Genomic DNA, 15,878 nt, shown 5'->3' with positions numbered 1-15,878 from the left:
CGTGATCTTGCGGTAGTGTCGAACACATGAGCGAACCGGACCCGTGCCTCCTCTCGACTGACGAGCTGCTCAGCGGCGTCGTCAGCGAGGTCGTGGAGATCAGGGTTCGTGAGCACGCGGTGCTGCGGAAGCTCGCCGAGCTGGACCGTCGCGGTGCGGCTGAGGAACTCGGTTACAAGGACCTGCCGCAGGTGTTGCGGCACGCGGTCCGCTGGGACCTGAAGACCGCCCGGCAATGGCTCGCGAACGCGCACGCCCTGAGCCACGACATCACCCCGACGGGCAGCAGGCTGGAGCCGGACCTCCCGGTGACCGCCGTCGCGGTCGCCGAGGGCACGCTGTCGGCCGACCACATCTCCGCTGTCGCCGAGGTGATGAAGAAGCTTCCCGCCGCGGCCGAAGCCCCGGTGGTGGAGTTCGCGCAGGCCCACGAGCCGAGCGCGGTCCGCTCCTTCGGCAAGGAACTGGCCTACCGCCTGTACCAGGACGACCCGGAGCCCCGCGACACCGAGCCCGCGCCGCCGACGAACCAGCACGTGATGCGCTGGAAGGGCGAGTGCCTGGAGATCTGGGCGAAGCTCGACAAGATCACCGGCGCGAAGTACGAGGCCCTGCTCGACCCGCTGGCCAAGCCGCGCGCGGAGACGCCAGAAGAAGGCCCGGACCTCCGCACGCGTTCCGAACGCGAGGGCGACGCCCTGGCCGAGCTCGTCGACCTGATGCTGCGCGCCGATCAGCTGCCCGAACACGGCGGCGAACCGGTCAGCCTCACCCTGACGATGCGCTACGAGGACCTGGTGAACCAGGAAGGCCAGGCGATGCTCGACAACCGCGAGCGCATCCCGGCCGCCGAAGCCCGTCAGCTCGCCTGCAACGCCGGCATCATTCCGCTGGTCCTGGGCGAACGCTCCCAGCCGATGGACATCGGCCGCAAGGCCCGCACGTTCCCCGCCGCGATCCGCCGAGTGCTGGCGGCCCGCGACCAGGGCTGCGCCTTCCCCGGCTGCGAGCGCCCGCCGAAACACTGCGACGCCCACCACGTCCGGTTCTGGTCCAACGGAGGCGGCACCTCCGTCGACAACGCCGTGCTGCTGTGCCGCAACCACCACCGGCTGATCCACCACAGCGAGTGGGAGATCAGGATGGTGCAGGGCCTGCCGCGCTTCTACCCGCCGGGCTGGCTGGATCCGGATCGCGCCGCCCGCCGCAACGTGCTCCACGCCTTCGAGGGTGCTGAGCCCGAGACGAGACGCACCGACAGCCTGGGCACGCTGACGCCCAGTTGGGTTTTGCCGCAACCGCGTCCTCAACCGGCTCCGGCCTTGGTCTAGCGCACCAGTGGCAGCTGCGCCTTCAGGTCGTTCACCAGCGCGGGCAGGTCGGCCCGGTCCGCCGCGAACCCGAACACGTAGTAGTCCGGCCGCACCAGCGCCGCCACCTTCTTGTACCCGGCCAGCCAGGGCAGGTAGAGGCGCTCGACGTCCACGACCTCGTGCGCCCGAGCGATCTTCGGGGGAATCCCGGCCGGCATCACCCGCACCAGGTGCGTTCCCAGTGACTTCAGGAACTCCAGCTCGTCCTCACCCAGCGCCTCGTACGGGTCGAGCGTCGTGATCAACTGCCACCCGCGGCCGACGACGTCGTCGAACCGGTCCCGCTGGGTTCCCCGCGCCACCACGCCCTGGGGCGACAGTTCGCCGTGCGGCAGGGTGACGTCCGGAGTCCGCCGGACGACGCCGTCCTCCAGCGCGTAGGCGGATGGCGCGAGGTCCACACCCTCGGGCTTGGCCTGCATGGCGATCAGGAACGCGTCCCGCCGGGCCGCGGCCACCGGGTCGAGCTCCGACACGATCTTGCCCACCTCGATGGACATCTCGATCGTGTGCCGCACCTGCAGGGCGCGCTCGGCCTGGTACGCGTCGAGCAACGAGTCAGAGGCCAGGTCCCGCAGCACCAGGTCGAGCTTCCACGCCAGGTTCACCGAGTCGCGGATGCCGGAGCACATGCCCTGGCCGGCGAACGGCGGCATCAGGTGCGCCGAGTCCCCGGCCAGCAACATCCTGCCGTTGCGCCACTTGTCCGCCATCGCCGCCTGGAACGTGTAGACGATGTTGCGCGTCAGGTCGGCGTTCGCGGGGGTCACGTCATAGGGCGCCAGAAGCTCCCACATGCGCTCCACAGTGGACATCTCTTCGATCGACTCGCCAGGTAGTCGCATGAACTCCCAGCGCCGGTGCCCGCGGCCGGACGCGACGATCGTCGTCGGCCGGGCCGGGTCGCACACCTGCACGTCGTTCGGCCGGAACGCGCGCTTCTCGTGGAAGACGACGTCGACCAGCAGCCAGTCGTGCTTGAAGTTCAGGTCGATCATCCGCGAGCCCATGACGTCGCGGACGAAGCTGTTGGCGCCATCGCACCCGATGACGTAGGACGCCGTGACATCACCCTCGTGGTCAGGACCGGGCGCGGTGATCGACACGTGCGAGCCGTGGTCCTCGACCGCCTCCACCTTGTGCCCGAACAACGTCGTGATGTTCGGTAAGGTCAGCACGTGTTCGCGCAGTGCCCGTTCGAACGTCGGCTGGTGCATCACGGTCGCGATCGGCCAGCCGTCGCGGCCGGGCTCGTACGGCGCCTCGAAGCTGAACAGCTCGCGGCCCTCGGCGTTCTGGAACATGTACTGCCCCAGCGGTTCGCCGAGCTCCATCAGGTCGGCGCCGATGCCGGCCGAGGCGAACGAGCGCGCGGTCTCACCGTCGAACGCGACGACGCGCGGGAACGGGTACTGGCCGCGGTACTTCTCCAGCAGAACGACCCGCCATCCCTTGTGCGCGAGGAGGATGGACAGAACGAGGCCGACCGGGCCGCAGCCGACTACCGCGACGTCGGCGGTGTGTGACTTCATCAGTTTCCCTGTCTGCCTGGGGGAATCAGAACACCGAGTCGATCACTCCGAGCGCCTGTCCGGGGTTCAGCCGCGGGTCGCAGAGGGTCTCGTAGCGCGCGGAGAGAGCGTTCTCGTCGGGGACGGACCCGCCGACGCACTCCGTCACGTCCGTCGCGGCCACTTCCAGGTGCAAGCCGGCCGCGTGCGCTCCCTCGGTCTCGAGGATGTGCCGGAACGCCGTGGCCTCCTCGATGATATGGGTGACATGTCGAGTCTTTCGCCCAGATTCGGCGGTGACCGTGTTGCCGTGCATGGGGTCCGAGATCCAGACGACGGGGTGGCCCGCTCGTCGCACGGCGCGCACGATCGGCGGCAGGGCGACGTGGATGTCCTCGCGACCCATGCGGACGATGAGCGTGAGGCGGCCGGGCGTGTGGTGCGGGTCGAGCAGCTGGCACAGGCGCACGACGGTCTCGGGGTCGGCGGTCGGGCCGACCTTCACGCCGATCGGGTTCGCGATCGCCGAGAACATGCTGACGTGCGCGTTCTCGAGCTGGCGGGTGCGCTCGCCGATCCACGGGAAGTGCGTCGAGGTGAGGAACTGCTCGCCGGTGCGCTCGTCCGTGCGAATGAGCGCGTTCTCGTAATCCAGCACCAATGCCTCGTGAGCCACCCACGGGCCACCGGACAGTTCCTCGGCACTTCCCGACCAGTGGGTGCGCACTTCTCGGATGACGGCGGCCGACGCGTCGTACGCCTGCAACATTCGCTCCGGATCGTGCCTGCGGGCGAAAACGCCGGGCTCGAACGAATTGACCAGCTCACCGCGGAACGACGGCAGATCGACTCCGTCGATCGTTTCGAAGTTGCTCGAACGGGGCTTCGCGTACTGCCCGGCCATGCGTCCGAAACGAGCCACCTGCTGCCCGGTTCGTTCCGCCAGCCGGGACGCGATGCGCCCGATGTTGCGCACCTTTCCGGAAGTTGTCCCCGGGTCGACGTCTGAAAACGATTCCGCGCAGTCGCCGAGCTGCAGGACACGCGCCTCACCGAGGGCAGCGAGACCCAGAGCACGTTTCGCCTCGCGAATTTCGGAATGCGCGACCAGGGGGAGTGCGCCGGACAGTTCGGCCTCGATCAGGTCGTAGTCGGGGTGGTGGTGCCAGTGCGGCTGCTGCGTCGCCGGCAACGTCATCCACGGGGCCGCCGTCTGCGTCTGCGTGAACTCGGTCAGCTTCACCGTCTGAGGCATTGTTCTCGCTCCTGTATCTGGTTCGGCCGGACGAGTCAGGCGATGATGCCCTCGATCTCCACGAGGAGATCGGCGCGGCAGACGTCGACGTTCAGGTACTGGACGCGGGCGTTCGGGGAGAAACGCTCCTCGCACATCCTGCGGACCGCCGGGATGTCGGAACGGTGACGGACGTACACCTTGATGTTGTCGAGGTTCAGCAAGGAATTGCCCTGCGTGATCTCGTAGGCCGCCAGGTTCTCGTCGGAGATGAGGTGCTCGATGTTGTCCAGTGACAACTTCACCTGCGCCTCGATGTCGCCGTCGTGCAGGGTCTCGTGGCCGCGGATGCTGGCGGTGCCGGCCACGTAGATCTGTCCTGACCTGCGGTCGGTGTGCGTGCCGGCGAGGTAGGTGGCCCGCGCGAACTTGGGCGGGCGCGGGCCGTACTGCCGCGGGTAGTGGTAGGCGGCCATCTGCTTGGAGTTCTCCACCGACGTCAGCGCGGCGGAGCGGGAGGCGAGGAAGTAGAACGCGATCCCGCCGCCCTGCGACCCGATTCCGGTCGCGCTCGGGACCTCCTTGTCGCCGAAGTGGAAGAGTTCGAACGCCTCGGCGCGGCCCTTGCAGAAGTCCCGGTAGATCTCCAGGCCCTCGGCGTTGTCGCCGTTGATGTCGTTGAGGAAGTTCCACATGCGGAAGCAGTTCTTGTAGCCGAGGCCGTCCATCAGGTCGAGCGCGGCGACGTAGGCGGCGCGGGTGTCCTCGGTGTAGCGGCCCGTCGGGGCGATCCGCCCGGCGACGAGGAGGTACTCGCCGTCGTGGGCGTAAACGACGCCGTGGTGCTCGCCGGTCTCGACGGCGCCGGTGGTCGTCCACACCTCCGCGAATGCCTCACCGAGGTCGCTCGCCATGTGCAGGTCGAGCGTGAGGAGGCCATTCTCGATGCGCGGGTCGGTGCACTCGGTCGTGTAGTTGACGACTCCGAGAACGTTTCCGGTGGCCGCTGCGTGGCTGACTTCGGTGAGGGCGGTGAACACCGAGCTGGGAAGGTTCACCGTCTGCTGCGCCTGAGTCATTGGAATGCCCCTCCGAGGAGTAGGTAAAGAATTTTGCGGAGTGGAGTCGAATTATTGTTTCCGGCTGCTCTTCCGGTCCGGTGATCAAAGATTAGCCACCGGGCGGGCTCCGCAGAACTCCTGCGCCAGGAGAAAGCACTTTCGGCCTGATGATAGGGGGATCGTAGGGGGGTGCTAGGGGATTTCCTACTTACCGGCTCGATGAGGCCGAGGCTAGCATCGCTCGAGGTGCAGGCCACGTCTCCAGTAAGCCGGTAAATAGGGAGCGACGTCGGGATGTTTCGAACCGAACTGATCCGGCCGTTGTCCGAACTGCTGCGCTACCACGCCGCGAACGTGCCGGAGAAGGTCGCGTTCGCGGACTCGCGGCGCACGGTCACGTACGCGGACCTGGAACTGCGCACCCGGCGGCTCGGTGGGCATCTCGCCGGCCTGCGGTTGCAGCCGGGAGACCGGGCGCTGATCTTCCTGGGCAACAGCGTCGACATCATCGAGAGCTACCTGGGCGTCACCCGCGCGAACGCGGTCGCGGTGCCGTTCAACCCGCACTCCGCCGACGCCGAGCTCGCCTACGTGCTGGACGACAGCGGCGCCCGCGTCGTGATCACCGACTTCGCGCATCTCGACCAGGTCCGCAAGCTCCTGCCGGGCCGCCCCTACCTCCAGGTGGTGGTGAGCGGCGACGAACCGCTCCCGCGTGGCGGTTCCGTTGTGTCGTACCAGGAACTGACCTCGACGGACCCGGCCGTTCCCGCGCGGGACGATCAGGGCCTCGACGACGTGGCGTTCATGCTCTACACCTCCGGCACCACCGGCAAACCGAAGGGCGTGCTGTCGACCCAGCGCGCCTGCCTGTGGTCGGTCGCCGCCTGCTACGCACCGGTCATCGGCCTGAGCCACGAGGACAAGGTGCTGTGGCCGTTGCCGTTGCACCATTCTCTCGCCCACGTGCTGTGCGTCGTCGGCGTCACGGCGGTCGGTGCTTCGGCCCGCGTCCTCGACGGGTTCGCCGCGGACGAGGTGCTGACCGCGCTGGAAGGCGACGATTACACGTTCCTGTGCGGTGTTCCCGCCATGTACCACCATCTTCTGGAAGTCGCGCGCACGCGCGAGGTCTCCGCGGGCACGTTGAAGCGCTGCCTGACCGCGGGTGCCGCGTGCCCGCCGGCGTTGCGCGTCGAGTTCGAGGCCCTGTTCGGTGTCGCGCTGCTCGACGGCTACGGCAGCACCGAGACGTGCGGCCTGATCGCGGTGAACTGGCCGCAGGGCACCAGGGTTCCGGGTTCGGTCGGTCTGCCGGTGCCGGGTCTCGCGGTGCGGCTGGTCGACCCGGACACCCATGTCGATGTCGACGTGGAGGCCGAGGGCGAGGTGTGGGTCCGAGGCCCGAGTCTGATGGCGGGCTACCACAACCAGCCGGAGTCGACGGCGCAGGCGATGCCGAACGGCTGGTACCGCACCGGCGATCTGGCCAAGCGTGATCTGTACGGCTACGTCACGATCACCGGCCGCGTCAAGGAGCTCATCATCCGCGGCGGCGAGAACATCCACCCCGGCGAGGTGGAGGAGGTGCTGCTCAAGGTTCCCGGTGTCGCCGACGCCGCGGTGGTCGGCAAACCGCACGACATCCTCGGCGAGGTGCCGATCGCGTTCGTCGTGCCCGGCAGTCAGGGCGTCGACCCGGTGCGCCTGTACGACGCCTGCCGCGAGCAGCTGTCGAACTTCAAGGTGCCGGAAGAGCTGTACGAGATCGACCACATCCCGCGCACGACCTCGGGCAAGATCACCCGGCACGTGCTGCTCGACCGCCCGGCCCGGCTGCGGGCCGCGAGTGGCGGGCAGCACGAGTCGTTGCTGCGCATGGACTGGGCGCCGATGACGTCGGTCCGCACAGCGGGCCTGGAACTGGCGAAGCGCTGGGCGGTCGTCGGTCCGGACATGTTCGGGCTGACGGCGTCCCTGGCCTCAGCTGGTGTGCACGTGGCCACCTATCCGGACGCGGCCTCGCTGCACGTGTCCGTTGTGGACGGAGAGACCGCGCCGGACGTCGCGGTGCTGTGCTGCCCCGACGACATGGACACCGGCGGCAAGCTCACGACGGCGGCGCAGGAGGCGTTGCGCAAGGTCGGCGGTGTGCTGCGGACGTGGGTGAACGACGACTGGTTCGCGCACTCCCGCCTGGTCGTGCTGACGCGCGGCGCGGTCGCGGCCGGTGTCGAGGACGTGCGCGACCTGGTGCACGCGCCGGTGTGGGGACTGCTGCGGTCGTTGCAGGTCGAGTTCCCGAACCGGTTCACGCTGATCGACATCGACGACCAGGCGCCGTCCGTCGGCGTGCTGCCGCGCGCGGTCGCCGCCGGCGAACCGCAGCTCGCGATCCGTTCGGGCATCGCGTTGATGCCGCGGTTGAAGCGAGTGTCGGCGTCGGTGGACAGCGACGAGGTGCTGCGCATCGACCCCAAGCGCACCGTGGTCGTGACCGGCGCGGACGGCACCATGGGTGCCGCGCTGACCCGGCATCTCGTCGCCGCGTACGGCGCGCGCCACCTGCTGCTGATCAGCCCACGTGGCCGCGCCGACGAGGCGACGGCCCAGCTGGAGTCGGAGCTGTCCGCGCTGGGTGCGAAGGTCGCGGTCGCGGCCTGCGACGTGGCGGATCGTGCGGCGCTGGCCGAGGTGCTCGGCAAGCTCAAGCGGCCGATCACCGCGGTCATCCACGGCGAGGGCGAGCACCCCGCGAAGCCGTCGGCGAACCTCCAGCGCCCGGACGTGTTCCGGTCCGTTGTGGACGGTGCGGTGAACCTGCACCAGCTCACGAAGAGCGGCGACGTCACCGCGTTCGTCATGCTCTGCACGGTCGCCGGCGCGCTGGGCCTGGTCGGCTCCGGCGAGCAGGCTGCCGCGAACTCGTTCCTCGACGCGCTGGCCCGCTATCGCCGCAAGCGCGAGCTGGCCGCGACGTTCCTCGCGGTCGGGTCGACGGACGCGCCGACCACGGCGTCGCGGGTGGGCGAGCTGTCGGCGCACGAGTTCAGCGCGATGTTCGACGTCGCGACCTCGGCGGGGCTCGCACAGGCTGTGATCATGAGGATCAACAGCGCGGCACTGCGGGAGCAGACGTCGTCGACCGAGGTCCCGGCGTTGCTGCGCGGCCTGATCGACGTCTCCGCGCGGCTCGCCACCCCGGACGAGCGTGACCTCTCCGCCTTACGCCAGCGCCTGGTCGCGATGTCGCCGGAGGAGCAGGACATCTTCCTGCTCAACCTGGTGCGCACCGAGGTCGCGGGCGTGCTCGGACTGACCGGCGCCGAGCGTGCCGAGGCGAAGAAGACGTTCCGCGAACTCGGCTTGACCTCGGTGACCGCGGTCGATCTGCGCAACAGACTGACCGCCGCGACCGGTTTACACCTGTCCGCGCCGGTCGCGTTCGACTACCCGACCCCGGCCGTGCTGGCCCGGCACCTGCGGGCGGAACTGCTGGGCGAACGGGCTTCCGCCGCGCCGCTGGAGATGGTGCGGTCGGCGCCGGACGAGCCGATCGCGATCGTCGGCATGGCTTGCCGCTATCCCGGCGGGGTGTCCTCGCCGGAGGACCTGTGGCGGCTGGTGATGGCGGGCGGCGACGTCGTGTCGCCGTTCCCCGCCGACCGCAACTGGGACCTGGAGAAGCTGTTCGACGGCGCCTCGCACACGCGCGGCGGCGGGTTCCTGCACGACGCCGCAGACTTCGACGCCGAGTTCTTCGGGATCTCGCCGCGTGAGGCGCTGGCGATGGACCCGCAGCAGCGGTTGCTGCTCGAAGTCTCGTGGGAGGCGCTGGAACGCGCGGGCATCGACCCAGCGACGTTGCGCGGCACCAACGGCGGTGTGTTCGCGGGCGTGATGTACCACGACTACGGCGCCGGGCTGCTGGACGCGCCCGCCGGGACCGAGGGGTACTGGACGACCGGCACCGCGGGCAGCGTCGTGTCCGGTCGCGTCGCCTACACGCTGGGGCTGCAGGGGCCGGCCGTCACCGTCGACACCGCGTGTTCGTCGTCCCTGGTCGCCTTGCACTGGGCCGCGCAGTCGCTGCGGTCGGGCGAGTCATCGATCGCGCTGGCCGGTGGTGTGACGATCATGTCGACGCCACAGACGTTCGTGGAGTTCTCCCGGCAGGGCGGACTGTCGGCGGACGGCCGCTGCAAGGCGTTCTCCGACTCCGCCGACGGCACGGGCTGGTCCGAGGGCGCCGGTCTCGTCGTGCTGGAGAGGCTGTCTGACGCTCGCCGCAACGGTCATACGGTTCTCGCCGTGCTGCGCGGCTCGGCGATCAACCAGGACGGTGCGTCGAACGGCCTGACCGCGCCGAACGGCCCGTCGCAGCAGCGCGTGATCCGGCAAGCGCTTGCGTCCGCTGGATTGTCCACTTCGGACGTCGACGCGGTGGAGGCGCACGGCACCGGCACGACCCTGGGTGACCCGATCGAGGCGCAGGCATTGCTCGCGACCTACGGCCAGAACCGCACCGGGCCTCATTCTTCCGGGCCGCTGTGGCTGGGCTCGGTGAAGTCGAACATCGGCCACACGCAGGCCGCGGCGGGCGTCGCGGGCGTGATCAAGATGGTGATGGCGTTGCGGCACGGCACGTTGCCGCGCACCCTGCACGTGACGTCGCCGTCGGCGCACGTGGAGTGGGGGAGTGGCCGGGTCGAGCTGCTGACCTCGGAGCAGCCGTGGCCGTCGGTGTCCCGGGAACGCCGGGCCGCCGTGTCGGGCTTCGGTGTCTCCGGCACGAACGCGCACGTGATCCTGGAGGAGGCGCCCGAGGTCGAGGTGACGCCGAAGGAGCCGTCGTCGACGCTCTCGGTGGTGCCGTGGGTGGTGTCGGCCAAGAACGCCGTCGCGTTGGACGCACAGCTGGAGCGGTTCCGGGCGGTGCAGGCCCCCGTTCTGGACGTCGCCGCGTCGCTGGTGTCGACCCGGACGCAGCTGGAGCACCGCGCTGTGGTCGTGGACGGCACGGAGATCGCACGGGGGGTGGCCTCCGAACGTCCGCTGGCGGTGTTGTTCTCCGGGCAGGGTTCGCAGCGGCTCGGCATGGGACGTGAGCTGTACGAGCGGTTCCCCGTGTTCGCCTCCGCGTTCGACGCGGTGCTGGAGCACCTGGACGGCTCGCTGCGCGATGTCATGTGGGGCCACGACTTCGATGCCCTGAACGAGACCCGGTACACGCAACCGGCGTTGTTCGCGATCGAGGTGGCGTTGTTCCGGTTCGCTCAGTCGTTCGGCTTGCGGCCGGACTTCGTGGGCGGGCACTCGATCGGCGAGATCGTCGCCGCGCACGTCGCGGGTGTGCTTTCGCTGGAGGACGCCTGCCGGCTGGTCGACGCGCGGTCGCGGCTGATGCAGGCGCTGCCGCCGGGCGGGGCGATGGTCGCGGTGCAGGCCACGGAGGAGGAACTGCTGCCGCTGCTGGGGTCCGAGGTGTCGATCGCGGCGGTGAACGGGCCGCGTTCCGTCGTCATCGCGGGCACCGAGGACGGCGTCGAGGCGGTCGTGGCCCGGTTCGCCGATCGCAAGACTAAGCGTCTCCCGGTCAGCCATGCGTTTCACTCGGCCTTGATGAACCCGATGCTGGACGACTTCCGCGCGGTCGTCGAGGGACTGTCGTTCTCCGAGCCGCAGATCCCGGTCGTGTCGAACGTGACCGGGCAGCTCGCCGTGCGCGAACAGCTGACCTCACCGGAGTACTGGGTGCGTCACGTGCGTGAGGCCGTGCGGTTCTCCGACGGCGTGCGGGCGCTGGGGCGTCAGGGAGTCTCGGCGTTCCTGGAGATCGGGCCTGATGGCGTGCTGTCGGCGCTGGTGGCGGAGATGACCGAGACGGGTGCGGTGCCGCTGGACACCGCCGTGGTGCCGATGCTGCGCCGCGAACGGCCGGAGGAGGCGTCCGCGGTGTCGGCGTTGGCACGCCTGCACGTCGTGGGTGTGCCGGTGGACTGGTCCGTGCTGTTCGAGGGCACCGGCGCGGTGCGCGTCGACCTGCCGACCTACGCGTTCCAGCGGTCTCGTTTCTGGCCGGAGCCCGAGGTCGCGGTCGGCGGCGCCGATCCGCTGGACGCGGCGTTCTGGCAGCTGGTCGAGAACGACGAGCTGGCGTCCGTGCTGGAGCTGGATCCCGAGGTCGCGGCGGCGGTCGTGCCGGCTTTGTCGTCGTGGCGAACACGGCAGCGCTCGCAGTCCATTGTGGATTCCTGGCGGTTCCGGGAGTCGTGGACCCGGCTGTCGCTGTCCGGTGCCTTCTCGGGGTCGTGGCTGGTCGTCGTGCCGCCGGGGGAGCAGGACACCTGGACGCGGGACGTCGTCGAGATCCTCGGCGGTGTCGCCGTGCCGCTGGACAAGGTCTCGGGGCTGGCCGGCCGGGAGTTCACGGGTGTCGTGTCACTGCTCGGTGTCGCGGACGACTCCGGTGACGTGCCTTATCCGCTGTCCGGAACATTGGAGCTGTTGAAGGCTCTCGAAGGCATCGAGTCTCCGTTGTGGACGGTGACGCGCGGTGCCGTGTCGACCGGTCACGGGGACATCGTGACATCGCCGGTGCAGGCCGCGTTGTGGGGCATGGGCCGGGTCGCCGCTCTGGAGATGCCGCGCCGGTGGGGTGGCTTGATCGACCTGCCGGGCGGCGTGGACAACCAGATCGCGCAGGGGCTGCAGGCCGCGTTGCGGAACTCGCTGGGCGAGGACCAGATCGCGGTGCGCGGCAACGGCGTGTTCGCCCGTCGCCTGGTGCCCGCGCCGCGCGGGGAGCACGGCGAGGACTGGGAACCGTCCGGCACGGTCCTGATCACCGGCGGCACCGGTGCGCTGGGCGGGTTCGTGGCTCGCGCTGTTGCCGCGCGGGGTGCTTCGCACATCGTGCTGACCTCGCGCCGTGGTTCGCTCACTCCGGGGATCGAGCACCTGGTGGCGCAGCTCGAAGGTTTGGGCGCCGAGGTCTCCGTCGAGGCCTGCGACGCCGCTGATCGCGCTGCCCTCGCGGAGTTGCTGGACGGTCTGCCCGATCTGACGGCGGTCGTGCACTGCGCCGGAATCGACAGCGGCGACGCTCCTCTGCTGGAGTTGTCCGCCGACCAGCTCGGAGACCTGTTGCGCGCCAAAATGGTGGCGGCGCGGAACCTGCACGAGCTGACCGGTCGCCTCGACGCGTTCGTGCTGTTCTCGTCGGGCGCGGCGGCGTGGGGCAGCGGCGGCCAGCCCGCCTACTCGGCCGCGAACGCCTACCTGGACGGGCTCGCGCAGTTCCGGCGTGGTCAGGGCCTGGTGGCGACGTCCGTGCAGTGGGGTGCGTGGGCCGAGGCCGGCATGGCGGCCGACCCGCACGCCTACGACCAGCTGCGCCGCCACGGCGTGCTGCCGATGGATCCCGAGCTGGCGCTGACCGCGCTGGTGCAGGCGGTGTCCGACGGTGAGACCGTGCTGACCGTCACGAACACCGACTGGGCCCGGTTCGCACCCGGCTTCACCGCGTCCCGCCCGTCGCCGCTGTTCTCGTCGATTCCCGAGGTCGTCGCGGCACTGGTGCCCGATGCCGACGTGGCCGGCGCCGAGGTGGCGTTGCAGGAGAAGCTCGCCGGCCTGTCGGAGGCCGACCGCTCGCGGGTGCTGCTGGACCTGGTGCGCTCCGAGGCCGCCGCTGTGCTCGGTTACTCCGGCGTCGAGTCGATCCACGCCGAGAAAGCGTTCCGCGACCAGGGCTTCGACTCGCTGACCGCGGTGGAGATGCGCGACCGCCTGAAGTCCGCGACGGGCCTGCCCGTGCCGTCGGCCCTGGTGTTCGACTACCCGACGCCACGCCTGGTCGCCGAGCACCTGCTGACCGGCCTGTCCGCCGCGACGGACGGCTCGGCACTGGCCGAGCTGACCCGGCTCGAAACCGCGGTGGCTTCGTCGTCCGCTGATCACGACGCGATCCGCGAGCGTCTGGAGAAACTGCTCGGGCGACTGAAGAAGCCGGTGTCCACTTCGGACGACGACATCCGCAACGTCTCCGTGGAGGACCTCCTGAACATCATCGACGACGAGTTGCTCGACCTCTCGTAGAAGCAGTGTTTGCCCGCACGAAATGAGGACGGACCAGTGCAGGAAGAGCAGCAGGACAAGGTTGCCGACTACCTGAGGCGAGTCACGGTCGAGTTGCGCCGGTCTCGCGAACGCGTCCTCGAACTGGAGCAGAAGCACAGCGAACCCATCGCGATCGTGGGCATGTCGTGCCGCTTCCCCGGCGGGGTGACCACACCCGAGCAGCTGTGGGAGGCCGTTGTCTCCGAACGGGACCTGGTCTCCCCGTTTCCGGCTGACCGCGGCTGGGACCTGTCCTCGTTGCGTGACCAGTCACTGGCGCAGGAAGGCGGGTTCCTGACCGACCTGGCCTCGTTCGACGCCGGCTTCTTCGGCATCTCGCCGCGCGAGGCCCTGGGCATGGACCCGCAGCAGCGCATGATGCTGGAGCTGACGTGGGAGGCCCTGGAACGCGCGGGCCTGGACCCTGCGGCGCTGCGCGGCTCGCAGACCGGCGTGTTCGTGGGCACGAACGGCCAGGACTACGCGGACCTGGTGTCGGTGGACGGCGACGGGCACGCCTCCACCGGCCTCATCGCGTCCGTGCTGTCGGGCCGTCTCTCCTACACGTTCGGCTTCGAGGGCCCCGCGGTCTCCGTCGACACCGCCTGCTCCTCTTCTTCTGTCGCCATGCACCTCGCCATGCAGGCTTTGCGCGGCGGCGAGTGCTCGCTGGCGCTGGCCGGCGGCGTGACGATCATGGCCACGCCGAGCTCGTTCATCGAGTTCACCCTGCAACGCGGCCTCGCCTCCGACGGCCGCTGCAAGGCCTTCTCCGACTCGGCCGACGGCGTCGGCTGGGCCGAGGGCGCCGGCCTGCTCGTCCTGGAGCGGCTGTCGGACGCCGTCGCCGCCGGCCACCACGTGCTGGGGCTGCTGCGCGGTTCCGCCGTCAACCAGGACGGTGCCTCCAACGGACTGACCGCGCCGAACGGCCCGTCGCAGCAACGCGTGATCCGCGCCGCGCTGGCCTCCGCCGGCCTGACGCCCGCCGACGTCGACGCCGTGGAAGCGCACGGCACCGGCACCACCCTGGGCGACCCGATCGAGGCCGCCGCCCTGATCGCCACCTACGGCCAGGACCGCGCCGTCCCGCTCTACATCGGCTCCATCAAGTCCAACATCGGTCACACGCAGGCGGCGGCGGGCGTCGCCTCGGTGATCAAGGTCGTGCAGGCGATGCGGCACGGCGTCCTGCCACGCACCCTGCACGTCACCGAGCCTTCGTCCCACGTCGACTGGACGGCGGACTCGGTCTCGCTGCTGACCTCCGCGACCCCGTGGCCGTCCGTCGACCGGCCGCGCCGCATCGGCATCTCGTCGTTCGGCGTCTCGGGCACGAACTCGCACCTGATCCTGGAAGCACCGCCCGCCCCGGAATTGTCAGACCTGCCTGAGACGATAGAGATGGGGGCCGAAAGCCCCCTGGGGGCCAGCCAGTCGGAATCGATTCCGAGCGCTCCGTGGCTCGTCTCGGCCAAGTCCGAGGCGGCGCTCACCGCTCAGATCGCCCGGCTGCGCGACGTCACCGCGGACGCGAAGGACGTCGGCCACGCCCTCTCGTCGCGCACGTTGTTCGAGCACCGCGCGGTCCTCCTCGACGGTGCTGAGATCGCGCGCGGTGTCGCCGGTGAGAAGCAGCTCGCGATGCTGTTCAGCGGCCAGGGCTCCCAGCGTCTCGGCATGGGCCGCGAGCTGTACGAGGCGTTCCCGGCGTTCCGCAGCGCGTTCGACGAGATCGCGCAGCACCTCGACGTGAGCGCGATGTGGGGTGACGACGCCGACGCCCTGGACCAGACCGGCACCGCGCAGCCAGCGATCTTCGCGCTGCAGGTCGCGCTCTACCGCCTGCTGCAGGAGTTCGGGATCAAGGCCGACCACGTCGCCGGTCACTCGATCGGCGAGATCGCCGCCGCGCACGTCGCGGGCGTGCTCAGCCTCGAAGACGCCTGCACCCTCGTCCAGACGCGGGCCCAGCTCATGCAGGCCTTGCCCGCCGGCGGCGTGATGATCGCGCTCCAGGCCACCGAAGCCGAGGTGACCCCGCACCTCACCGCGGGCGTGTCCATCGCCGCGATCAACGGCCCGGACTCGCTCGTCGTCGCCGGTGTGGAAGACGAAGCCCGCGCGGTAGTCGCCCGGTTCGAGGACCGCAAGTCCAAGCAGCTTCAGGTCAGCCACGCGTTCCACTCGCCGCTGATGAACCCGATGCTGGACGACTTCCGCGCCGCCATCGCACACCTGACCTTCAACGCCCCCACCATTCCGGGCCTGGGCGACGTCGCGAACCCCGACTACTGGGTCCGCCACGTCCGCGCCACGGTCCGCTTCCACGACACCGTGCAAGCTATGGGCGACAAGAGGTTCCTGGAGATCGGCCCCGACGGCGTGCTGTCCGCGCTGGTCGACGGCATCCCCTCGCTGCGCAAGGACCGCCCCGAAACCCAGACTCTGATCACCGCGCTCGCCCGCCTCCACGTCACAGGTATCGACGTCGACTGGACGCCGTTCTACGAAGGCGCCACCAGGATCGACCTGCCGACGTACGCGTTCCAGCGCCAGCGTTTCTGGCCGTCGACCC

At 69.7% G+C, this 15,878-nt stretch carries 6 protein-coding genes (1 of these 6 cut by a window edge); 3 read left to right on the top strand and 3 right to left on the bottom strand.

Annotation, left to right across the window (positions count from 1 at the left end; all coding sequences use genetic code 11):
* Positions 1–26 precede the first annotated feature (26 nt).
* Entirely contained in the window at positions 27–1,331 is a 1,305-nt protein-coding gene (locus OG205_RS19300; RefSeq protein WP_330277621.1) for an HNH endonuclease signature motif containing protein, read from the top strand.
* Here OG205_RS19300 and mhpA read toward each other — a convergent pair.
* The 3 genes from mhpA to OG205_RS19285 are packed head-to-tail and all read right to left on the bottom strand — an operon-like array spanning position 1,328 to position 5,197.
* Positions 1,328–2,905 (bottom strand): bifunctional 3-(3-hydroxy-phenyl)propionate/3-hydroxycinnamic acid hydroxylase MhpA, encoded by a 1,578-nt coding sequence (gene mhpA, locus OG205_RS19295; RefSeq protein WP_330277620.1) that lies wholly within the window; start codon positions 2,903–2,905, stop codon positions 1,328–1,330. The genes OG205_RS19300 and mhpA overlap by 4 nt on opposite strands.
* A gap of 25 nt (positions 2,906–2,930) precedes the next feature.
* Positions 2,931–4,139, bottom strand: a complete 1,209-nt coding sequence (locus tag OG205_RS19290) for a 3-deoxy-7-phosphoheptulonate synthase (protein ID WP_330277619.1) — start codon at positions 4,137–4,139, stop codon at positions 2,931–2,933.
* A gap of 35 nt (positions 4,140–4,174) precedes the next feature.
* A complete protein-coding gene (locus OG205_RS19285) occupies positions 4,175–5,197 on the bottom strand; it encodes an FkbO/Hyg5 family chorismatase (RefSeq protein WP_330277618.1) in 1,023 nt (340 codons plus the stop codon).
* 276 nt (positions 5,198–5,473) lie between these two features.
* Between OG205_RS19285 and OG205_RS19280 the strand changes: the two genes are divergently transcribed.
* Both OG205_RS19280 and OG205_RS19275 read left to right on the top strand, forming a co-directional pair.
* The gene (locus OG205_RS19280) at positions 5,474–13,279 is read left to right on the top strand and encodes a type I polyketide synthase (RefSeq protein WP_330277617.1); all 7,806 of its coding nucleotides are present in this window, start codon (positions 5,474–5,476) and stop codon (positions 13,277–13,279) included.
* A 9-nt stretch (positions 13,280–13,288) separates the two neighbouring features.
* Positions 13,289–15,878, top strand: the beginning of a protein-coding gene (locus OG205_RS19275; RefSeq protein ID WP_442916793.1) for a type I polyketide synthase. It continues 24,758 nt past the right edge of the window; only the first 2,590 of its 27,348 coding nucleotides appear in the window; it begins with the start codon at positions 13,289–13,291; the stop codon falls past the right edge of the window.

It is taken from the genome of Lentzea sp. NBC_00516, from assembly GCF_036346835.1.
Lineage (GTDB): Bacteria > Actinomycetota > Actinomycetes > Mycobacteriales > Pseudonocardiaceae > Lentzea > Lentzea sokolovensis.
This window is presented reverse-complemented; position numbering and strand designations above follow the sequence as displayed.